Origin of the sequence: Paenarthrobacter sp. Y-19 (assembly GCF_029223985.1) — a bacterium.
Taxonomy (GTDB): Bacteria; Actinomycetota; Actinomycetes; order Actinomycetales; family Micrococcaceae; genus Arthrobacter; species Arthrobacter nicotinovorans.
On sequence record NZ_CP119414.1, the window covers coordinates 1 to 19,520 of the forward strand.

At 62.4% G+C, this 19,520-nt stretch carries 25 protein-coding genes, 3 tRNA genes and 1 pseudogene; 19 read left to right on the plus strand and 10 right to left on the minus strand.

Translation table 11 applies throughout. The annotated features are described in order from the left end of the window. Nucleotides 1–5: 5 nt before the first annotated feature. Together PYR64_RS00005 and PYR64_RS00010 are read right to left on the minus strand one after the other, a co-directional pair. On the minus strand, nt 6–926 hold the full coding sequence (locus tag PYR64_RS00005; RefSeq protein ID WP_018780272.1) for a cation diffusion facilitator family transporter: 921 nt from the start codon (nt 924–926) through the stop codon (nt 6–8). A gap of 10 nt (nt 927–936) precedes the next feature. After that, nucleotides 937–1,398 carry a metallopeptidase family protein gene (locus tag PYR64_RS00010; protein ID WP_193590754.1) on the minus strand — a complete coding sequence of 154 codons (462 nt, stop codon included), beginning with the start codon at nt 1,396–1,398 and terminating at the stop codon, nt 937–939. Nucleotides 1,399–1,488: 90 nt separating this feature from the next. Between PYR64_RS00010 and PYR64_RS00015 the strand changes: the two are divergent. After that, nucleotides 1,489–2,410: pseudogene (locus PYR64_RS00015) on the plus strand (carbohydrate kinase). Between the two features lie 8 nt (nt 2,411–2,418). On the opposite strand, the gene PYR64_RS00020 reads toward PYR64_RS00015, so the two are convergent. Beyond that, nucleotides 2,419–3,360, minus strand: a complete 942-nt coding sequence (locus PYR64_RS00020) for a DMT family transporter (protein ID WP_039239386.1) — start codon at nt 3,358–3,360, stop codon at nt 2,419–2,421. Nucleotides 3,361–3,676: 316 nt separating this feature from the next. On the opposite strand from PYR64_RS00020, the gene PYR64_RS00025 reads away from it, so the two are divergent. The 3 genes from PYR64_RS00025 to PYR64_RS00035 all read left to right on the plus strand — a co-directional run bounded on the left by PYR64_RS00025 (nt 3,677) and on the right by PYR64_RS00035 (nt 4,029). Continuing rightward, nucleotides 3,677–3,749, plus strand: a tRNA-Glu gene (locus PYR64_RS00025). Between the two features lie 84 nt (nt 3,750–3,833). Then, nucleotides 3,834–3,907: transfer RNA gene (locus PYR64_RS00030), tRNA-Asp, on the plus strand. A 46-nt stretch (nt 3,908–3,953) separates the two neighbouring features. After that, nucleotides 3,954–4,029: transfer RNA gene (locus PYR64_RS00035), tRNA-Phe, on the plus strand. A 323-nt stretch (nt 4,030–4,352) separates the two neighbouring features. On the opposite strand, the gene PYR64_RS00040 is transcribed toward PYR64_RS00035, so the two are convergent. Next, nucleotides 4,353–5,180 carry a hypothetical protein gene (locus PYR64_RS00040; protein WP_275777577.1) on the minus strand — a complete coding sequence of 276 codons (828 nt, stop codon included), beginning with the start codon at nt 5,178–5,180 and terminating at the stop codon, nt 4,353–4,355. Nucleotides 5,181–5,312: 132 nt separating this feature from the next. Then, nucleotides 5,313–6,107, minus strand: coding sequence for a DUF6318 family protein (locus tag PYR64_RS00045; protein WP_345799349.1), 795 nt, complete (start codon nt 6,105–6,107; stop codon nt 5,313–5,315). Between PYR64_RS00045 and PYR64_RS00050 the strand changes: the two genes are divergently transcribed. From PYR64_RS00050 to PYR64_RS00085, 8 genes are all read left to right on the plus strand, one after another. Then, on the plus strand, nt 6,095–6,664 hold the full coding sequence (locus PYR64_RS00050; RefSeq protein ID WP_275777621.1) for a hypothetical protein: 570 nt from the start codon (nt 6,095–6,097) through the stop codon (nt 6,662–6,664). The two genes, PYR64_RS00045 and PYR64_RS00050, sit on opposite strands and share 13 nt — an antisense overlap. Before the next feature lie 80 nt (nt 6,665–6,744). After that, on the plus strand, nt 6,745–7,191 hold the full coding sequence (locus tag PYR64_RS00055) for an Asp23/Gls24 family envelope stress response protein (protein WP_018779542.1): 447 nt from the start codon (nt 6,745–6,747) through the stop codon (nt 7,189–7,191). Then, entirely contained in the window at nt 7,188–7,379 is a 192-nt protein-coding gene (locus PYR64_RS00060) for a hypothetical protein (RefSeq protein WP_018779541.1), read from the plus strand. Before PYR64_RS00055 ends, PYR64_RS00060 begins: the two co-directional genes overlap by 4 nt. Further along, on the plus strand, nt 7,376–7,759 hold the full coding sequence (locus PYR64_RS00065) for a hypothetical protein (RefSeq protein WP_018779540.1): 384 nt from the start codon (nt 7,376–7,378) through the stop codon (nt 7,757–7,759). The genes PYR64_RS00060 and PYR64_RS00065 overlap by 4 nt, the downstream gene beginning before the upstream one ends. Continuing rightward, nucleotides 7,756–8,403 (plus strand): DUF6286 domain-containing protein, encoded by a 648-nt coding sequence (locus tag PYR64_RS00070; RefSeq protein ID WP_018779539.1) that lies wholly within the window; start codon nt 7,756–7,758, stop codon nt 8,401–8,403. The genes PYR64_RS00065 and PYR64_RS00070 overlap by 4 nt, the downstream gene beginning before the upstream one ends. Further along, a complete protein-coding gene (locus PYR64_RS00075) occupies nt 8,400–9,011 on the plus strand; it encodes a hypothetical protein (protein WP_018779538.1) in 612 nt (203 codons plus the stop codon). Before PYR64_RS00070 ends, PYR64_RS00075 begins: the two co-directional genes overlap by 4 nt. A gap of 92 nt (nt 9,012–9,103) precedes the next feature. After that, nucleotides 9,104–9,412 (plus strand): hypothetical protein, encoded by a 309-nt coding sequence (locus PYR64_RS00080; protein ID WP_275777584.1) that lies wholly within the window; start codon nt 9,104–9,106, stop codon nt 9,410–9,412. A 41-nt stretch (nt 9,413–9,453) separates the two neighbouring features. Further along, complete coding sequence (locus PYR64_RS00085; RefSeq protein WP_275780032.1) at nt 9,454–10,128, plus strand: DNA alkylation repair protein; 675 nt, start codon at nt 9,454–9,456, stop codon at nt 10,126–10,128. A 21-nt stretch (nt 10,129–10,149) separates the two neighbouring features. Here the strand turns inward: PYR64_RS00085 and PYR64_RS00090 are convergent, their stop codons facing one another. The 4 genes from PYR64_RS00090 to PYR64_RS00105 all read right to left on the minus strand — a co-directional run bounded on the left by PYR64_RS00090 (nt 10,150) and on the right by PYR64_RS00105 (nt 12,364). Then, on the minus strand, nt 10,150–10,512 hold the full coding sequence (locus PYR64_RS00090) for a hypothetical protein (protein ID WP_275777586.1): 363 nt from the start codon (nt 10,510–10,512) through the stop codon (nt 10,150–10,152). Between the two features lie 117 nt (nt 10,513–10,629). Then, the gene (locus tag PYR64_RS00095) at nt 10,630–11,319 is read right to left on the minus strand and encodes a thioredoxin domain-containing protein (protein WP_275777588.1); all 690 of its coding nucleotides are present in this window, start codon (nt 11,317–11,319) and stop codon (nt 10,630–10,632) included. Next, entirely contained in the window at nt 11,319–12,230 is a 912-nt protein-coding gene (locus tag PYR64_RS00100) for a cation diffusion facilitator family transporter (protein WP_275777590.1), read from the minus strand. Before PYR64_RS00100 ends, PYR64_RS00095 begins: the two co-directional genes overlap by 1 nt. Further along, nucleotides 12,227–12,364: a hypothetical protein gene (locus PYR64_RS00105; RefSeq protein ID WP_275777592.1), complete on the minus strand. Its 138-nt coding sequence runs from the start codon at nt 12,362–12,364 to the stop codon at nt 12,227–12,229. Before PYR64_RS00105 ends, PYR64_RS00100 begins: the two co-directional genes overlap by 4 nt. Before the next feature lie 217 nt (nt 12,365–12,581). Here PYR64_RS00105 and PYR64_RS00110 point away from each other — a divergent pair, with 217 nt between their 5' ends. Together PYR64_RS00110 and PYR64_RS00115 are read left to right on the plus strand one after the other, a co-directional pair. Further along, nucleotides 12,582–13,007: a metalloregulator ArsR/SmtB family transcription factor gene (locus PYR64_RS00110; protein ID WP_035734213.1), complete on the plus strand. Its 426-nt coding sequence runs from the start codon at nt 12,582–12,584 to the stop codon at nt 13,005–13,007. A 45-nt stretch (nt 13,008–13,052) separates the two neighbouring features. Continuing rightward, nucleotides 13,053–14,021, plus strand: a complete 969-nt coding sequence (locus PYR64_RS00115; RefSeq protein WP_275777594.1) for a cytochrome c oxidase assembly protein — start codon at nt 13,053–13,055, stop codon at nt 14,019–14,021. Between the two features lie 26 nt (nt 14,022–14,047). Here the strand turns inward: PYR64_RS00115 and PYR64_RS00120 are convergent, their stop codons facing one another. Further along, nucleotides 14,048–14,449 carry a helix-turn-helix transcriptional regulator gene (locus tag PYR64_RS00120; RefSeq protein ID WP_026267420.1) on the minus strand — a complete coding sequence of 134 codons (402 nt, stop codon included), beginning with the start codon at nt 14,447–14,449 and terminating at the stop codon, nt 14,048–14,050. A gap of 260 nt (nt 14,450–14,709) precedes the next feature. Here PYR64_RS00120 and PYR64_RS00125 point away from each other — a divergent pair, with 260 nt between their 5' ends. The 5 genes from PYR64_RS00125 (at nt 14,710) to PYR64_RS00145 (ending at nt 19,479) form a co-directional block, all read left to right on the plus strand. Beyond that, nucleotides 14,710–15,996: an ABC transporter substrate-binding protein gene (locus PYR64_RS00125; protein ID WP_275780038.1), complete on the plus strand. Its 1,287-nt coding sequence runs from the start codon at nt 14,710–14,712 to the stop codon at nt 15,994–15,996. Nucleotides 15,997–16,135: 139 nt separating this feature from the next. Continuing rightward, on the plus strand, nt 16,136–17,104 hold the full coding sequence (locus PYR64_RS00130; RefSeq protein WP_018779527.1) for a sugar ABC transporter permease: 969 nt from the start codon (nt 16,136–16,138) through the stop codon (nt 17,102–17,104). Between the two features lies 1 nt (nt 17,105). Beyond that, a complete protein-coding gene (locus PYR64_RS00135; protein WP_018779526.1) occupies nt 17,106–17,990 on the plus strand; it encodes a carbohydrate ABC transporter permease in 885 nt (294 codons plus the stop codon). Further along, nucleotides 17,987–18,259 (plus strand): hypothetical protein, encoded by a 273-nt coding sequence (locus tag PYR64_RS00140; protein ID WP_018779525.1) that lies wholly within the window; start codon nt 17,987–17,989, stop codon nt 18,257–18,259. The genes PYR64_RS00135 and PYR64_RS00140 overlap by 4 nt, the downstream gene beginning before the upstream one ends. Before the next feature lie 146 nt (nt 18,260–18,405). Further along, entirely contained in the window at nt 18,406–19,479 is a 1,074-nt protein-coding gene (locus PYR64_RS00145) for a LacI family DNA-binding transcriptional regulator (protein ID WP_018779524.1), read from the plus strand. The last annotated feature ends 41 nt before the right edge of the window (nt 19,480–19,520 follow it).

Genomic DNA, 19,520 nt, shown 5'->3' on the forward strand with positions numbered 1-19,520 from the left:
GCTTTTCAGGCGTGCTGGTGCGATTCGTGCTCGGAATGGCTGACGGGCTCCAGTTGGAACGTGCAGTGCTCGGTGTCGAAGTGCCGGCCAAGGCAGGAGCCCAGCTGGTCCAGGATGCTGTCCGCGCCAGTGGCATTGAGCACCTCGTCCTGCACCACCACGTGGGCGGAGAACACCGGTACGCCGGAAGTGATGGTCCAGATGTGGATGTCGTGTGCTTCCACCACACCGTCCACGGCCATGATGTGCTCGCGGATCATGTTCACGTCCACGCCCTTGGGGGTGGCTTCAAGAAGTACGTCCACCACGTCGCGGAGCAGATGCCATGCACGGGGAATGATCATCAGGGCGATGAGGACCGAGGCGATGGGGTCGGCAGCCGAGAATCCGGTGGTCATGATCACGATTGCTGCCACGATGACCGCGATGGAGCCCAGGAGGTCGCCCAGCACCTCAAGGTAGGCGCCGCGGACGTTGAGGCTTTCCTTTTGCGCTCCCTGCAGGATGAGGAGGGAAACCAGGTTGGCGACGGCGCCCAGGACTGCAGCCCACAGCATTACGCCGGTCTGGATTTCGGTGGCTTCGCCGAACCGACGGATCGCTTCGATCATGATCACTACGGCGATCACAATGAGGATCAGAGCGTTGGCCAAGGCAGCCAAAACCTCTGCGCGCTGGTATCCGTAGGTCCGCAGATCGCTGGCCGGGCGGGTGGCGATCCATGCGGCCATGAGCGCAATGAAGACACCTGCAGCGTCGGAGAGCATGTGCCCGGCATCCGCCAGCAGCGCCAGGGAACCGGAAACGACGGCGCCGACCACTTGGATGCCCACGACGCCCAAGGTGATGCCCAGGACGGCGATCAGGCGTTTGCGGTGCTTTCCGGTTGCGGTAACGCCGTGCGAGTGGTTGTGATCATGCCCCATGCATACAAGGCTAGCCCCAGCCGAGCTCGTGCAAGCGATCGTCATCTATCCCGAAGTGGTGTGCGATCTCGTGAACCACGGTGATGGCAACCTCATCGATGACTTCCTGGCGGCTGCCGCAGATATCCAGGATGGGCTGGCGGAAGATTGTGATGCGGTCCGGTAGGGAGCCCGCATCCCACCAGGAATCCCGTTCCGTCAGCGGCACGCCCTCGTACAGTCCCAACAACACTGTGTCCGGGTTTTCCCCCGGCTGCGGGGTGTAGTCGTCCTCAATGAAAATTGCCACGTTGTCCATGGCACGGGCGGCTTTGGCCGGAATCAGCTGCAGGGCGTCGCTGACGGCTTCTTCAAACTCCTCGGGGGACATTTGGAAGGGCGGCCTGTGCGGCGCGTTCCGCTCCGGCAGCGGCGAAGAGGGACGCTCGCCGTCGGGAACGATGGGAAGTCCGGGAGGAAGATTCGCGGGCATGACTCGACTTTAGTCCGCCACGGCTGTATTGGCGCCCCATGTCATGAGGGATACTGATCTCAGTCCCTTTCCGATAGACACAGGAACCGCATGACTTCCACCGCTTCCCCCATGTCTGAACCCCTCGACGTCGTCGTTGTGGGCGAGGCGCTGATCGACATCGTGCAGTCGCCCGACGGCCAGGCCGAATACCCCGGCGGTTCGCCGACCAACGTTGCTTACGGGTTGGGCCGGCTGGATGTGAAAGCCGGTCTTTTGACGGCGATCGGCCGGGACCCCCGGGGTGACGCCATCGCAGCGCACCTCCAGAGCGCGGGGTGGTGCTGCTGCCCGGGTCCCAGTCCATGGGAAAGACCGCGACGGCGACAGCCAGGATCGCTGCCGACGGTTCGGCCGCTTACACCTTCGACATTGAGTGGGCGCTGGCCCCTTTGGCACTGCCGTATGCGCCGCGCATCCTGCACACCGGTTCCATTGCTACGTTCCTTGAGCCCGGCGCCGGAGTGGTCCGGAGCTTGTTGGAGCAGGCGCAGGGAGGCTGCATGGTCACCTACGATCCCAACATCCGCACCGATCTCCTGGGCAGCCATCACGAAGCACTTGCCCTCTTTGAGGAAATTGTGCCGCTGACGGATGTCGTGAGGATGAGTGCCTCGGACGCCCACTGGCTCTACCCGGGCAAGGCACTGGAGGATATCGCGAGCCATCTTCTGACGCTGGGTACCACCCTGGCGGTCATGACTGAGGGTGCGAAGGGCTCGTTGATGGCCACGCGCCACTTTCAGCTCGGGTCCGCGCCGTGCCGTCCACCGTGGCGGACACCATTGGCGCGGGCGATTCCTACATGTCGGCGCTCATCATGGGCCTTTTGTTGCGTGGCAGCGACGGGCTGGCGCCAACCGTGCTGGAGCGGATCGGCAGCATCGCGTCGATGGCAGCCGCCATCACTGTCGGGCGTCCGGGGGCCAACCCGCCCACGCACCGTGAACTCCTGGCAGAGATGGCCCGCTAGCGGCAGGTTCAGCTGGTCCGACGCCGTGTGAGCCCAACGCCCACCAGGCACACCACTCCACCGATCAAACCCCAGATGGTTGGTACTTCCTGAAGGACGGCCCAAGAGATCAGGATCGTTGTTCCCGGCACCAGGTATGTCGTGGCAGCGAGTTTGCCGGCCGAGATCAGCGAGAGGGCGTACGCCCACGTGGTGAAGGCGATGGCGGTGGGGAAGATGCCCAAGTACACCAGGCCGAGCGTGGCCGGAAGAGGCGCTGCCTGGACTTCGGTCACCAACTGACCTGCCCACGGCAGGCAGCAAAGCGCTCCGACCATGATGCCGAACCACGTTGCCTGGCCTGCTGAGAATTTCCGGAGCACGGGCTTTTGCAGGATTGCGCTCACTGAGGCGAGCACAGCGGCGAGGAGGCACAACAGCACTCCGGCGACATCCGCCGTCGAACGTTGCCCCGAACCCAAGGCGATCATCGCCACACCGCAGAAAGCCACCCCGCTGCCGATCAGCAGCCACCGCGGGAAGCCCTCCTTGAGGAAGATTCCCGCCAGGATGGCGATGAGGATGGGCGAGACGTTGATCAGCATGGCGCTGGTGCCGGCGTCGAGCATGTGTTCCGCGGCGTTCAGGGCGACGTTGTAGCCGCCGAACCACATCACCCCGTAGGCCACGATCGGAAGCCACTCCCGGCCTTTCGGCCAGACCTTCAGCGTCGGCAGCACCACAATGCCAAGAACGACGGCGGCGACCGCCAAACGCCCGAGCGTCAACGACCCGGGGGAGAAGCTGGGGCCGACCGCCCGGATGCCCACGAACGCGGATGCCCACAGGACAACGGTAACGATGACCGCAGCGATGCCCAGTTTGCTGATGGCCGCTCCCGGCGCGGGGGTGGTGCGCGGGGGCAGGCTCGGGGATGGCTGGCCGGGTTCGGCCGGGGAAGTGGTTGTCATGTGCCAAATCTATCGGGGCATCGGCCGGGACGGCTGGCGGTTTTTGGACGCGTCAGGGCAAGATCCTGCCAATGTTCGCGGGCTTCCGTTCTCGGGTCCCGCGAGGGGTGACCTTTCGACTCTTAGGAAGCCCCCAAAGGGGTGGGATCCAACCCGTCGGCGCGCTCGCGAGCGGGGGCCCGGGATGGTCCTCCAACCTCGATTTGGGAATATCGGCATCTATGCTCTAAAGTTTTAGAGTCCAGTTCGGACGAGCGAGACACGGAAAGAACGCGTAAAGCGTCCCTTTTCTTTGCAAAATCCGAATTGAGTTCAGGCCCCCATCGTCTAGCGGCCTAGGACACCGCCCTTTCACGGCGGCGGCACGGGTTCGAATCCCGTTGGGGGTACGCAAGGAAGTGGTAAATCGGACTGAAAAAGTCTGGTAAGCTAGAAGCCTTGAAAAAAACGCGGTAGAGATACTGCAAACGCAAGGCCCTGTAGCGCAGTTGGTTAGCGCGCCGCCCTGTCACGGCGGAGGTCGCGGGTTCAAGTCCCGTCAGGGTCGCTCTGAGCGCCGAAGAAATTCGGTTCTCAAGGTGACATGTCACCTAGGCTCTGTAGCTCAGTTGGTAGAGCGTTCGACTGAAAATCGAAAGGTCACCGGATCGACGCCGGTCGGAGCCACCACTGGGAAGCATCAGTTCTTTGGAACTGGTGCTTTTCTTCTTTTAAGGCCCAGGATCTCCGTTGAAGACGCGGCTTCTCCGTCCCCGCGTACCGCCGCCACCCACTTTGACACTGTGAGGGATCCAATACACCGTGTTGGATGTGTTGCCGGGCTGTCCGCCCTCGAATTGGATGGTGGGGGTACAGGGGTTTCCGCAAGATTCGACGTCGGCACCTGGGTGGTGTGGCTTTGTGACCTTGTTTGAGGCCGTTGAGTGCGCTTTTCCCGCGGTTTCGAGCTGTTTCGGGTTCAAAACGGGTCAGGAAGCTACTGTTCCGAGGCCTTAATGCGTTGGTTCGGTGGTGGGGCAGCCCCAGGAGTTGGGGTTTTGTTGGCAGGTGTCGGCGACGAGTGCTCTTTGTGTTTTCCAGACGTGGATGGTTGTGGCTGGTGTGGTCAGGTCCAGGGTTCCGTTGATGGGTAGTGGTGGGCCGTTGTTGACGGAGTAGGTGCCGGTGAAGCTGGTGGTGATGGTGGCGGGGTAGTTGCCGGTTTGGGTGTAGCTGTGGCTGGTGCGGGTTTCGGTGGTGAGCCATTCGGCTTCGGGGATGGGGTAGCCGGCGGCGGGGGTGGGGCCCAGGGTGGTGCCGTCGCCGAAGGTGTAGGTGTGGTTGGCGGGGGTGGCGGTGAGGTGGATGGCTTGGCCGAGGATGGTGACGTCGAAGGTTTGTTCGGTGGCGGTGGTGTAGAAGTTGGTGGGTCCGCCTTTGAGGGTGTGGGGGAAGGGTTGGGCTTGTAGGTTTCCTGGGTTGATGGGGAGTTGGCGGAAGTCGTTGAGGATGCGGGCGGCGATGTCGGCCAGGACGTTTTTCGGCTCTGCGTCATAGAGGCAGGTGGGGCCGGTGATGGGGATCCAGTTGGTCCAGCCGGGGTTGGTGATGGCTTTGGGGGCTTCTTTCCAGATGACGGGGGTGCCTTCTGGGCCACCGGGTGTGGTGGCGGGGCAGTCGAGGGCGTCGCAGCCGGGGTCTTTGGTGTCGGGTCCGTCGGCACGGCAGTGGGTATCGGCCATGTACTGGTTGGGGTCCTCGGCGGTGGAGGAACTGGCGGGGCCGACATAAGGAATGAACTGGCCGGTAATCGGGTCTCGCGACCATTGAGTTCCCGTCAACTTCAAGCCGTTGTCAACATAGCCGATGTCAATTCTCGGGTCCTTCGCTACGGCTGATTGGCACGGGACGGCAAACAGGATGCAGCATGTTCCGGCGAGAAGTAGCGATATTCTCCCTAGCTTCGCCATGGGTTACCGGATCAAACCGAGATCGATCATGCTCCAGTGATTCTCCTCGAACCGAAGACTTGCCCGACTCGCTGAGTTCGTTGCCGCAGTAGGTTCTTGGTAGAGCGAACCGTCCGGCGTTCTTATCTCAATCGATTCTTGAATGACTTGAACTGCGGCTACCTGCGTGGACGCGGTTGAATTGAAGTCCGTTTCAACCGTTGCGGATCGGAGTGTTCCGCCTTTGATCCAGCGACCTTCTTGCCAACCTGCTTCGATGCCCTTCTCAAGAGAAGCGCAGAGAGTACACGCCGGGCTACTAAGGGACAGCAGTTGCTTAGTTTCGCCCGTCTCGTAGGCATAGCTCATCTGCGCGTACCAGTACCGAATAAACGCTTCCAGCCCCGCCTTGGAGTTCTCCTTCGCCAACTCGGGCATCACAGGCACCGGCACGTTCTGCGCCTTCCCGCTAGCATCCGCCGGCTTGTACGCACCCGACGAAGGCGGAGCAGCCGAAGCAACAGGCGACGAAACACTTGAGGTGGCGACGCCGTCGTCGTGTGTGTTTCCGAGTTGCCCGCAGTGGGTGACCCGCCCTGGCAGCCGCTGAGAAGCACCGCTGCGACAACGACGATTGCCGCCGTTCGCGCACGGAGAGGCAACAAAGCGGCATACGTAAGGCGTGGCATGGCGAAGCTCCCCAGCAGCTGTTTCAGGTGATGTGTCGGCCAGTCTAGGCAGGGTTTCCAGTCGCCTCCCAGTCTGGAAACGGGCCTTGTGGATAACTCGTCTCTGGCCTCGGGGCGATGGCCGAAGTATTCTTGGCCTGCCAGCTTGTCATCGCACGCATCTTTTTGGGGGAATTCATGGTCGCCATCGAACGTTCACGCCTGTCCTTTTCCGGCCGCCTGGCAGCTGCCGGTCTCGTCGCAATGCTGACGCTCAGCGCCTGCTCCTCACCATCGCCGGCAGCTCAAAACACCCCGGCGGCGGCGTCCGAAACCCCCGCCGCGGAAGTGGGTTCAAGCTCCGCTTCCGCCAGCGCGCCCAGCCCGGACGGCTCGGCAGGAACCGACGGTGTATACGGCCAATTCACCTCAATGTCAGAGGCTTGCCTGTCTGTCAGCGCCACCATGCTGAGCGTCACCATTCTCCCCCTGGCAGCCATGACCGGCGGAAATGCTGAGGACATCCAGAAGGCCAAGGATGAGTTGTCGAAAATGCAGGGCAAGGTGCCGGAAGAGCTGAAGCCGTCGTTCGAGAAACTGCGGGCCTTCACTGAGTCCGCGGGGTCGGATTTCAGCAAGTACGGCGATGGCCAGTTCGAGGAACTCATGAAGCCCATCCAGACGTGGACAGAGAAGAACTGCTCCTAGGGCACCGCCGCGCGCACCCCTTGTCTCCAAAGCGTCGTAGCTAGACGCTAGGGTGGTACTCAAGAGAAGGGGAGTGCTCCATGGAAGTCCAGAACGTGCAGCCGGATCCTGTGCCTGGGGGCGAGATTCCCGGTACCGGACGCACCATCATCTCCGAGGCCGCGGTGGCGAAGGTGGCAGGTATCGCTGCCCGCACAGTGCCCGGTGTCTACTCTCTTGGTTCAGGTCCTTCCCGCGCTCTTGGCGCGATCCGTGACGCTGTCGGCAGTTCAGACCACGCAGCGGGCGTCCGCGCCGAGGTGGGCGAAACCCAAGTGGCAGTGGACATCACCTTGGTTGCCCTCTACGGCCATCCTTTGCATGGCGTCGCCAATCAGGTCCGGGCGGCGGTGTACCGCGCTGTCGAAGAACTGGTTGGCCTTCAGGTAATCGAAGTAAACATAGAGATTACCGACGTTTTCATCGCGCCGCCGGCAAAACAGCCCGGGGCCAAGACCGTCGTGGTGGAAAGGGAGGCACTCCAGTGAGCATGACCGTAGTGGGAATCGCGATCGGAGCCTTCGTGGCGTTCATGTCGTTCTCGTTCGGGCTGTGGGGTTTCCTCATCTCACTGCTTTTCATGGGAATCGGAGCGTTGTTGGGGCGGGCCGCCGAAGGGAAACTGGATCTTAGAAGTGTCCTTGACGCCATTACGGGCCGGCGCTCTTCGTCATGAGCGTGGCTGAGGCTGTGGAGTACACCACCACCAGCCTGGCCGGCCATAACCGGATCAGTACCCAGGCTTTGACTTCCCTGGCCCGCGCCGCTGCCGCCGAGGCGCTCGGCGTTGAGGCCAGCGACATCCGCGCGGATTGGGCGGACGACGACGGCCTGCTGGCTTTGTCGATTGTCGCACCCATCAGCGTTCCGGCTTTGACGGAAGTACTCCGGGATCCCAGGCGTGTCCAGGGTTTCGGGGGCTCCATCTGGGATCGCACCGTAGCTGCCAAATCCAGAGTCCTCGAGACGGTGACCCGGCTCAGTGGTTCCCAGCTGAGCAGGGTGGATATCAGGATCAGTGGGGCCCAGGTCAGGGAGGGAGGCCGCGTTCAATGACACAGGACCAGGAAACCGGGAAGTTCATGGCCGTGGGCCTGGACAACGACGCCGCGCCGGTGGCGGGGGAGGACCCCGCGATGAGCCGTATCCTCCGTCGCGAGACCCATTCATCACGGGCCGGCGCCGCCGTCATTGCTGCGGTGCTCGTCATTATTCTCTGCGTATACGCGTTGCTGGAAGCCGGAGTCCGTGCGGTCGGCCAGCCTCCTTGGCTGGTTGATCCCACCACTGCTGCCGAACGCATCATCGCCCTACCTGAGGGCATTTCACCCCTCCTGCTGGGAGCGAGCGGTGCCGTGGTCGCCATGGTAGGGCTGTTCTTCCTGCTCCACGCAGTGCTGCCTGGCAGGCGGGCCCGCCATCTGCTCCGGGACCCGCGGACCGCCGTCGTGGTTGACGACGAAGTCCTGGCCTCCGCACTTGCCCGTCGTGCCCGGATGGCAGCGAATGTTACCCAGGAGCAGGTGATGGTGGTGGTTTCCAGACAGACAGTGGTGGTCAATGTGCGGCCAACATCCGGGAGCCGCGTGAGCCACGACGCCGTGCTCGCGGCTGTGCAGGCTGAACTTGAGGAGATGTCGCCGGTTCCCATGCCCACGGTCCGGGTCAACCTGGCGTCGTCGGGGGTGATTGGGGCGTGAACGGAACACCCCGGGCACTCAACCGCGTCTTGCTCTTCATCATCGGGATCAAACTCCTGGCGGTGGGTCTTCTGCTCCTGCTGCTGGCGACTGTCCCTGCAGTGGCCGCCTGGTGGCATGGATGGGCTGCCGGCGTCTGGGCCGGAGCTGAGAATGCCTTCCGGCAGACGCGGTTTCCCGGACGCGAAGAGAGCTGGCTGTGGATTGTGGCGGGTGTGGTCCTGGTGGCCCTCATCGTCGCCATGATTGCGTGGCTGTCACAGCAGGGCAAAGGACGGGCCAACCTCCTGGTCGCCAGTGATGATGACAGCAATGTCGACGGCGAAGTCAGGATTGGCGGTGGCGTCGCCGAACAGGCACTGAGGGCTGCGTTGACGGAAAGAACCGACCTTGCCGGGGTGTCAGTGGCAACCTATGAGTTCAAGGGTCAACCGGGTCTGCGGATACGCATCCAACCGCGCCAGGGCGTGGCACCCCACCTCCTGGCTGCGGAGGTCTCACAACTGGTCGAAGCACTGGACCTCGTCATCGGACAGAAGACACCGGTGCTGGTGCACATGGTTTCGGGGGCGCGCTCAAGATTCACGAAAGCCGAACGGGTGCGCTGACGTTGCGTAATTCCGCTGCTGCAAATAGTTTGAAGCCAGAGGGGGAAACCTCCTTTGATGCGCAAAGCCACAACCCGACAGAGGAGTTCGTCATGACTGAGGAAAACACTGGAGCCGACGCCGTGAATGACGGGGCATCGAACGCGAAGAACGCTACAGGCGACGCACTTGAAAATGCCAAGGAATTTGCTGGTGACGCTGTGGAGAATGTCAAGGAATTCGCTGGTGAAGCCGCAGAGAACGTGAAGGAGTTCTTCTCCGGTGACGTTGGAGAGAATGCCAAGGAATTGGCCGGTGACGTCGCGGAGAAGTCAAAGGAAATTGCCGGGGACGTAGCCGAAAACGTGAAGGACCTCGGCGCTAAGATTGCCGGACTGTTCAAGGACGGCACGCAGCAGTAGTTTCTGCCATCGGAGGACAGGAGACAGCAGTGGCAGGATCAATGGCGCCCGAATCTTCCCTGGACGCGGTCCTGGCGGAGCTTGCCGCCTTGGAGGATCCCCGGGCCCGCGAGGTCAATGAGAAGCACGGCGACGATCACGGGGTGAATCTCAGCAAGCTTCGTGCTGTAGCCAAGAGGCTCAAAATCCAGCAGGATCTGTCCCGCGAACTGTGGTCCACGGGCGACACCGCTGCGCGTCTTCTGTCACTTCTGATCTGCCGTCCCAGGGACTTCGGAAAGAACGAACTCGACGCCATGCTCCGGGAAGCCAAGCGACCCAAAGTACATGACTGGTTCGTCAATTACGTCATCAAGAAAAGCCCGTTTGCTGAGGATTTGAGGGTGGCATGGTTTGCCGACCCTGATCCTGTGGTGTCCAGTGCTGGCTGGGCACTGACCGCCGAACGTGTGGTCAAACGCCCCGAAGGCCTGGACCTCGGAAAACTGCTGGACATTATCGAAGCAGAAATGAAGGACGCCCCGGACCGCCTGCAGTGGGCAATGAATAACTGTCTGGCGCAAATTGGGATTGAACACCCGGAGTACCGTCCGCGTGCCCTGTACATCGGCGAGCGGTTGGAAGTGCTGAAGGACTATCCAACGCCACCCAACTGCACTTCTCCGTTCGCCCCGGCCTGGATCAATGAAATGGTCAGGCGCCAAGCCGGAAACTAATGCCCGGGCAGCTTCGGGTGCCTATGCCGCGGATGTCTTGTCCCTGCGCTTTTGGGCGATGTAGAGGACAAGGGCGGCGACAACCAGGATCGCGGCAGCAATGCCTACGGCCAGGGGAGCGTTGTCATCGTTGGGTTTGACCTGTTCCGGTGTGGTTTCAGTCGCCGGGGCAGGGGTGCTGGACGGCGAAGTCGCTTCGGGCGTCGGCGATGGTGTCGCGGTGCGGGCTTGGGCAGGGTTTTGGACGGTGGTGGTCTCCTTGGCCGGAAACATCGCTTCCGCGGCGGCGTGTGCCTGCGCCGGAGCTGCGGCGACCGCAGGGGAAAGGACGACGGCGGCAATCACCAAGCGGATGCGCAGGAGTCGCGTTGTAAAGAGTTTCATCGAAGTGTTCTGCAATTCTGCTGGTTGGCCAGGGACAGGTAGGCGCCTAAGCCGCTCCCGGGCGTCTGCCCGGGGCAGTCCGGGGCAATGATAACGGGCCGCTTGGCGGGTGGTCAGCTATTTCACGGCATCGGCTACGAGCTGACGGAATTGTGCCTCGGTGTCCAGGGTGAGCATCTCACCGTTGAGGAAGAACGTCGGTGTTCCTTTCACTCCCAGGGTTGTACCGTCCGCGATGTCCTTCTTGATCCGTTCCTTGGTCTTGTCGTCCGCCACAGCAGCGTCGTAGGCACTCAGATCGAGGCCCAGTTCCCCGGCGAATGTGCGGAACAGGGGTGCTTGGGACTCCGTCTTCTCGCCCCACTGCGCCTGGGTTTCGAACATTTTTGCGTACATTTGCTCATATTTGCCCTGCTGGGCGGCTGCTTCTACAGCGAGGGCTGCCGTGGCCGAATTGCGGTGTGCCGGCAATGGGAAGTAGCGGTGGACGAAGGTGACGCGGTCTCCGAATTCCTTCTTCAGTTCCTCGACCACCGACTGCGCGGCGAGGCAGGCTTCGCACTCGAAGTCCAGGAACTCCACCAGTTGTGCCTTTTCGACAGCCGGGGAGGTGACTCGATGGCTGTCGTCACGGACCACTTGGGCTTCAGCAGCAGGCGTAGGTTCTGTCGGAGCGGGTTTGTTCAGCGTAAATACGGTGTACCAGATCACTCCAACGGCGACGAGGACAGCCAGCAGGACCCAGATGAATACCCGGACCTTCTTTGCCTTGTCCATGGGCTGGGGCAGTGTTTTGCTGTGCGTCATCAGTGGTGGATGCTTTCCTGGTCGCGGTGGGATGCTGGTTCGATCTGGAAGGTGGAATGTTCGACGCTGATGTCGAAGTCCTGGGCGAGGCATGCCTGCAGCTGAGCGAGGATGCCGGCCGCGTGGCCGTCGGTCATGCAGCTGTCTTCCACTGCAACGTGCGCCGAGAGCACCGGAGTTCCGGAGGCCACAAGCGAAGCATGAAGGTCGTGAACATCGATGACGTGCGGGAGAGCCAGGATGTGGTCGCGCACCTTGGCCAGGTCCAGTCCTTCGGGAGTGGATTCCATCAGCACGTTCACGGTGTCGCGGAGCAGCTTCAGGGTCCGCGGGATGATCAGGACGCCGATGATCAAGGACACGACGGCGTCGGCCTGAAGCCAGCCGGTGACGGCTATGACGATGGCCGCCGTGATGACCGCTACCGATCCGAGGGCGTCGTTGAGGACCTCAAGAAAGGCGGCCTTCATGTTGAAGTTGTGGTTCCGGCCGGAGGCCAGAATTACCAGGCCTACGGCGTTGCCGGCCAGGCCAATGATGCCGAACCAGAGCATCGTGGACCCGCCGATTTCAGGTGGTTCGAAGAGCCTGCGGACGCCCTCGACGATGACGAAGCCGCCGACGGCGAGCAGCAATGCCGCCTGTCCGGCCGCGGCGATGATCTCGGCGCGCTTATAGCCCCAGGTCCGTTTCAGCGTGGCGGGCTTCATGGCCAGCGACGCGGCGACGAGCGCTATCAACAGCCCGGCGGAATCGGTGAACATGTGCCCGGCATCGGCCAACAGCGCCAGGCTCCCGGTAAGTGCGGAGCCGATGATTTCGGCAATCATCACGGTGAAGGTGATGGCGAAGACCGTGATGAGTTTGCTGCGCCGAACCGATGCTTCGGAAGCGTGATCGTGCCCGCTCATGCGCGGGCCTGCCGGATGGCGGGCAGGACAGCAGCACCGTCCGCCATCACAGCCGTCACGCCCGACGCGATCAGGAACGGCAGTCCCGGGGAAATGGCCGGGCTGCCTCCTGCAAGTGCGGCTTTCAAAGTCACGATGGCTCCTAGGTGCTGATCCCCGGCCCGGCTCCCTCAGCCCTTGGCCGGGAGGTGCCAGGCATTCCGGCACCACTCCAGAATATATGTAGAGTTGTTCAGACGTTAATTCGTGGCCACGCCAAGCACGGCCGGACTCTGTGTCCGTCATCCTTTCGACGGCCGCCTTAGGGCAAGACAAATGCGACGCATTCGCAGGTAGGGGTAGTCTTGATGGATGACTGGAACAGCACGGGCACGGCAGGCGACGCCCCGTCGGGCCGGCAGCGATTGCGCAGTCCGTGTGGTCGACGCCGACCGGGTCGAGGAGGTCAGGGCGCGGATGCCTGCCGAGTCGGACGTGAACGATCTGGCCGTGATCTTCGGGCTGCTTTCGGACCCGGGCCGGGTGCGGATCCTCATTGCCCTCCTCGATGGGGAAATGTGCGTGTGCGATCTTGCTGCCACCACCGGGCTGAGCGAATCAGGAGTCTCCCATGCGCTGCGGCTGCTGCGCGGACCGCGTGTAGTGCAGGTCCGTCGGGCCGGCCGGATGGCGTATTACTCCCTGGCGGATTCGCATGTGCGGATGTTGCTCGACCTCGGGCTCACGCACGTCGGACACGCGGGCCAGGACAGGCTCCAAGCGGTCAGCAACGGCTAGACAGCACCCCGGTACACGGCGCGTTCACCAAGTGGGCGTGCTGAGATGGGCGAGCCTGGAATCGAGGGCCCCGTCTGGCTTCCCTCGCTGCCACCCTCGCTGGGTGAGTACCTCGCGCCGAACCTTCAGCCGGTTCCGCTGATTCCAGCCATGACACTGCTGGCGGCGGTGTTCTACCTCGCCGGTGCCATCAGCCTCTGGCGCAAGGGCCGGCACTGGTCGCCGGTCAGGACGGCGTCGTTCCTGCTCGGCTGCGTGGCCATTATGGTTGTGATGGGCGCCGGGATCGAGGGCTACGGACTGCGGATGTTCTCCGTCTTCATGTTCCAACAGCTGACCCTGATGATGGCCGTGCCTCCGCTGCTGGTCATCGGCTCTCCGGGCACCTTGCTGTTGCGGGCAACCCCTCATGGCCGCTTCGGCCGGCCCGTCTTGAGGATGGCCATGTGGGGGCTGCGTTCACGCTGGGGCAGATTGGCCATCCACCCGGCTTTCATGGTGCCCCTGTTCCTGCTGAGCTTCTACGGCGTCTATTTTTCCGGCCTCGCGGACCTGCTGCTGCCGAATTGGTACGGGCACGTGGGGCTGGAACTGCTGTTCCTCGCTGCGGGCGTCCTGTTCACCGTGCCGCTGATCTCGGCAGACCCGCTGCCCACGCGGCAGACGCACTTCGGTCGTATGCTCGACATCTTTGCCGAGATGCCGCTGCACGCCTTTTTCGGCGTGGTCATCATGATGGCAACGGCTCCGATGGTCAAATTCTTCGCCACCCCACCGGCAAGTTGGAGCCTCGACCCCATGGCGGACCAGGGCATGGCCGGAGGCTTGGCCTGGTCATACGGGGAACTGCCGGGAGTGCTGCTGCTCATGTTCATTCTGGTGCGCTGGCAGCGGGACGAGGCCCGGGGATGGGCTGCGGCCGCCCATAAGTCCGCCGTGGCCGGCGACCCTGAGCTGGACGCCTACAACGAATATCTGCAGCAACTGGCCAACCGTCCGATGCGCCGGAACTGAAGGAGCGCCGGCGAAGAACAGGGCATTCAGCCCCTGTTGCGGTGCATCATCCGGTAGGTGAGCTCTGCGAGGAGTTCCTCGTCGGAAAGATGTGAGGCCCGGGCGACGGGTGCCGCGGGAACGGCAATGCGGGGTGGTCCTTGCCGTGAGTCGTCCCCGGAGCGCATGTCGTCCGGCGTGATCATGTCCGGTGCGAAGTTCGATTTGCCCTTGAGGACTTCGGACACCGATCCTGCACGCCAACCCAGGGCATGCTCGAGTTTGCGTTGGTTGATTTCCTGCGTGCGTCGCGTGCCCGACTCCAGTGTCCGCACTGTCTTGATGGCGGTTCCTGCTTGTTTGGCCAGCTGCACCTGACTGAGACCTTGCGCGAGACGCTCTTCCTTGATGAGCCGTCCAATGGTCTGCAGTGCTTCGAGTTCATCCACGCTTCCCACTGTTCCATAGGCAATAGTGGGCAATCAAATCGACTCAAGGCCGCGACCATCCCAAAACGCATCCATGTCGGCAGAAAGAGTCCCCGCTTCCAGGGTGGTGGGCGTGAATAATCAGGCTACTTTGTATCGTTGTGGTCACGACGCGTGTAAGCGCTTGCATTTTGCTTCCTCCCGTGACTATTGTGAGCCTCACCACATCAACCGCACCGCGGAAAAACCTGGTCCACTCACCGAGGAGTTCCCAGCATGAAATCCAAAAGTTCCTGCTTCCGGCAGCTGTAGCCGGAGTCCTGGCTCTGTCCCTGACCGCCTGTGGTGGCGGCGGGGGTGGCGGCGGCACCAGTTCCGGAGGTGCCAGCGGCGACGCAGCCAACAACCTTGACGGCCGCGGGCCGATCACCTACGTCCAGGGCAAGGACAACAGCAACGTTGTCCGGCCCCTCATCGAAAAGTGGAACGCCGCCCATCCGGACGAGAAAGTAACGTTCAAGGAGCAGTCGGACCAGGCCGACCAGCAGCACGATGACCTGGTCCAGAACTTCCAGGCCAAGAACGCCAACTACGACGTCATGAGCGTCGACCTCATCTGGGTTGCTGAGTTCGCTGCCAAGGGCTGGCTGCAGCCGCTCAAGGACAAGACCGCAATCTCCACGGACGGGATGCTCGAGTCCACCGTCAAGAGCGCCACCTACAACAACACCCTGTATGCAGCCCCCCAGAGCTCGGATGGCGGCATCCTCTACTACCGTGGTGACCTTGTTCCCAACCCGCCCAAGACCTGGGACGAGATGATGGGAATGTGCGAGATCGCCAAGCAGAACAACATCGGCTGCTACGCAGGCCAGTTCCAGAAGTATGAGGGCCTGACGGTCAACGCTGCTGAAGCCATCAACTCGGCAGGCGGCAAGATCGTTGATGATTCCGGCAAGGCTGCCGTGAACTCCAGCGAAGCCAAGGCCGGCCTCACCAACCTGGTGAACGCCTACAAGGATGGCAACATCCCCACCGAAGCAATCACCTTCCAGGAAGAGCAGGGACGTCAGGCCTTCGAAGCCGGCAAGCTGCTGTTCCACCGCAATTGGCCGTACGTGTACAACCTGGCCAAGACCGACGGTTCCTCCACTGTGAAGGACACGTTCAAGATGGCACCCCTCCCGGGCAAGGACGGCCCCGGCGCCTCCTCGCTTGGTGGCCACAACATCGCCATGAGCGTCTACTCCAAGAACAAGGCAACTGTTGCGGACTTCATCAAGTACATCACCAGCGAGGAAACCCAGCGCTTCTACGCTACCCAGGGTTCGCTGGCCCCGGTCCTGACCAAGCTGTATGACGATCAGGAACTCGTGACCAAGCTGCCGTACCTCCCTGTGCTGAAGACGTCCATCGAGAACGCGGTTCCGCGTCCCGTGACGCCGTTCTACCCCGCCGTCACCAAGGCTGTGCAGGACAATGCCTACGCTGCCCTCAAGGGAGAGAAGACCGTGGATGCGGCAATCTCCGACATGCAAGCGGCTATTGAGTCGGCCGGAGCTAAGTAACCACCCGGGCTACAGTCCGGCTGCCTGTCCCTGAGGGGCGGGCAGCCGGACTGCCGGCCACGGCCTTCTCCCTGACAGGAGTCTTGACATGTCAACAGAACTACAAAAACCAGACGCGACGGCGGCTTCCGGACACACGATGCCCAGTCGCGAAAGCGCCGACCGGAAGCAGCTTACGCAGGGCCGTTGGGCATACACCCTCCTGGCGCCGTCGCTCATCCTGCTGGCGATCGTCATCATCTACCCGGTGCTCAACGCCATCATCATGTCCTTCCAGAAGGACTCCGGCCTCGACCCGGCCACGGGGTTCTTCTCCGAGGGCGGCCCGGCCGGCTTTGAAAACTACACGCACTGGCTGCTGCAGCAATGCACGGCCCCCGGCGGCGGCTCGCTGGCCTGCCCTCCGGGCACACTCGGAGCCCAGTTCTGGGACTCCATGGGCACTACCTTCTTCTTCACGGTGGTTACCGTGGCCTTCGAGACCGTTCTTGGCTTCTGGATGGCAATCATCATGGCCCGCGCCTTCCGCGGACGCAGCCTGATCCGCGCAGCCGTCCTGGTTCCGTGGGCCATCCCAACGGCCGTTACCGCCAAGCTCTGGTTCTTCATCTTCGCCTTCGAAGGCATCGCCAACAAGCTGTTCGGTACCCAGATCCTGTGGACCGGCTCGGAATGGCCGGCCAAGTGGGCAATCATCATTGCCGACGTCTGGAAGACCACGCCGTTCATGGCCCTCCTGATCCTGGCGGGCCTGCAGCTGATTCCGGACGAAGTCTACGAAGCCGCCAAGGTTGACGGCGCGTCCACCTGGCAGCGGTTCCGCCTGATCACCCTGCCGCTGGTGAAGCCGGCGCTGATGGTGGCCATCCTGTTCCGTGTCCTCGACGCACTGCGCATGTACGATCTCCCCGCCATCATGACCCAGGGCGCGAACGGCACCACCACGCTGTCCATCCTTGTTGTCCAACAAATCAGGCAAGGGTTCAATACAGCGGCGGCGCTATCGACCATTACATTCCTGGTGATCTTCCTCGTGGCGTTTATCTTCGTCCGCTTCCTCGGGGCGAATGCCGTGGACGCGGCCACATCTTCCGGAAAGGCCAAGTGAGATGAGCACAGCCACAGCTTCGAAGACCTCCGCCGACTCCGTGGAACGGCCCAAACGGCCCTTCAACTGGGGGTCGCTGCGCACCTACATCAGCGCCGCCATCATCCTCGTCTGGTGCATGGCACCCTTCTACTGGATGCTGGTCACGGCCTTCCGCGACGTCGGATACACGTTCGACACCACGCCGTTCTTCACCCACTTCACGTGGGACAACTTCGCGACGGTGTTCGATGAGAGCCTTGGCAACCACTTCGGCCGCAACCTGTTGAACAGCCTGATCGTTGGCGCCGTGACGACAGTCGTAGCGTTGCTGGTCGGTGTGTTTGCGGCCTACGCCCTGGCCCGGTTGAATTTCCGGTTCAAGTTCGTGGTCCTCGGCTTCATCCTGGGCGCATCGATGTTCCCCGGCGTTGCCTTGGTTACCCCGCTGTTCCAGTTGTTCACCAACATCGGCTGGTTCGGCACCTACCAGGCGCTGATCATTCCGAACATTTCCTTCGTTCTCCCGCTCACGGTCTACACGCTGACCTCCTTCTTCCGCGAGATGCCGTGGGAGCTCGAAGAAGCCGCAAGGATCGATGGCTGCACGCAGGGACAGGCGTTCCGGAAAGTGATCCTTCCGCTGGCAGCCCCGGCAACGTTCACCACGGCGATCCTGGCGTTCATTGCCTCCTGGAACGAATTCCTCATCGCCAGCCAGTTGTCGAATGACGCCACCAAGACCGTCACGGTAGCCATCGCGTACTTTGCCGGTGCGCAGCCGCACCAGGAACCGTACACAGCCGTTATGGCCGCAGGTACCGTGGTGACCATTCCGCTGGTTGTCCTTGTGCTGATCTTCCAGCGCAAGATCGTGGCCGGCCTTACGGCAGGCGCTGTCAAGTGACAAGTTACGGAAATCGACGTCGGGAGTCCCCCGCAGCGAAGCCTGACCCGGGCACCAAACGGGTACGGTCCGCGGAGGACTTCGACATCATCATCGGGTTCCTCGCCTTCTGGGGCCTGGTGCTCCTGGTGGCCACCATCTCGATGGAGGTCACCGGCCAGCCCGCCCTCGGCTGGGCGTTGGGGCTCCTGGCCGTTGTCCTCGCCCTCTGGGGAATGCTCCGCTTGCGGCGCAAGCTACCGCGCCGGACGACACGGCGGATTGGTTGAGGCGGCCCATGGAGAACACCAGTACCTGACCGGCGTCGCAATAACTTGTGCGAAATCGGCGAACAGCAGGCAGGCGGAATAGGCTGGAAGGTGCCGTCCGGGAACGAGCCCTCGGCTTTCGGCATGCACCAAAAAAGGGGGCTTGAGTGGCAAAGACGAACGAGCGGTCCCAACGCGGCGGCCACACCGGCGTCAGCATCGAGGACGTTGCCGCAGCAGCGGGAGTCTCGACGGCGACCGTCTCCCGTGCAGTGCGGGGACTGCCGCGGGTGTCTCCCGCAACCCGCGAGAAGATCCTCGAAGTAGCAAGTTCATTGGGATATGTGGCGTCGTCGTCGGCCTCCGGGCTGGCGACGGGCCGCACCCGGACCATAGGCGTCCTGGCTCCTTTCGTCAGCCGGTGGTTCTTCTCGAAAGCCATCGAAGGCGCCGACCGTGAGCTGCACTCAAGGAAATACAACCTCTCCTTGTTCAACCTAGGCGGCCACGGCAGTAACCGTGAACGCCTCTTCAGTTCCACCATGGTGTACAAGCAGATCGACGCCCTGCTGGTGCTCTGCATGTCCTTGACTGAGGACGAACTGGAGCATCTTCACAAGATCGACATTCCGTTGGTGGTGGTGGGTGGCCACGTTGAGGACTGCCCCTACATCGGCATCAATGACTACGACGCCGCATCCACCGCCGTGAAGCACCTGCTGGATCTGGGACACAAGGACATTGCCCTGCTGCACGGCGATGACGAAACGGATCTGAACTTCGACGTCCCCCGGGTGCGGATCCAGGCGTTCCAGGAAGTCATGTCCGACGCCGGGCTGGAAGTCCGCCCTGAGTGGGACCAGTGGGGTGACTTCACCGTCGCCAGCGGGCAGCAGGCCTTCAACCGGCTGTGGAGCCAGCCCGGCCGGAAACCGACCGCGATCTTCTGTTCCTCCGATGAGATGGCGATGGGCGTGATTTTTGAAGCCGGCCGCCACGGGGTGCGGGTCCCGGAGGACCTCTCCGTGATCGGTATCGATGACCACGATTTCTCGTCCTCGCTGGGCCTGACCACTGTCGGCCAGCGCCCGGACAACCAAGCCGAACTTGCGACCAAGATGCTGTTGGACGAACTCGACGGCAACGTCGGAGCGGTGCACTCCGCCGTGGCTCCCCACCAGTTGATTGTCCGCGAGACTACAGCGCCGCCGAACGGGAAATTCACCAACAGCCCCAACTAAGGACGCAGGAGCCCGCACAAGCGGGAACCTGGAAACCGTGA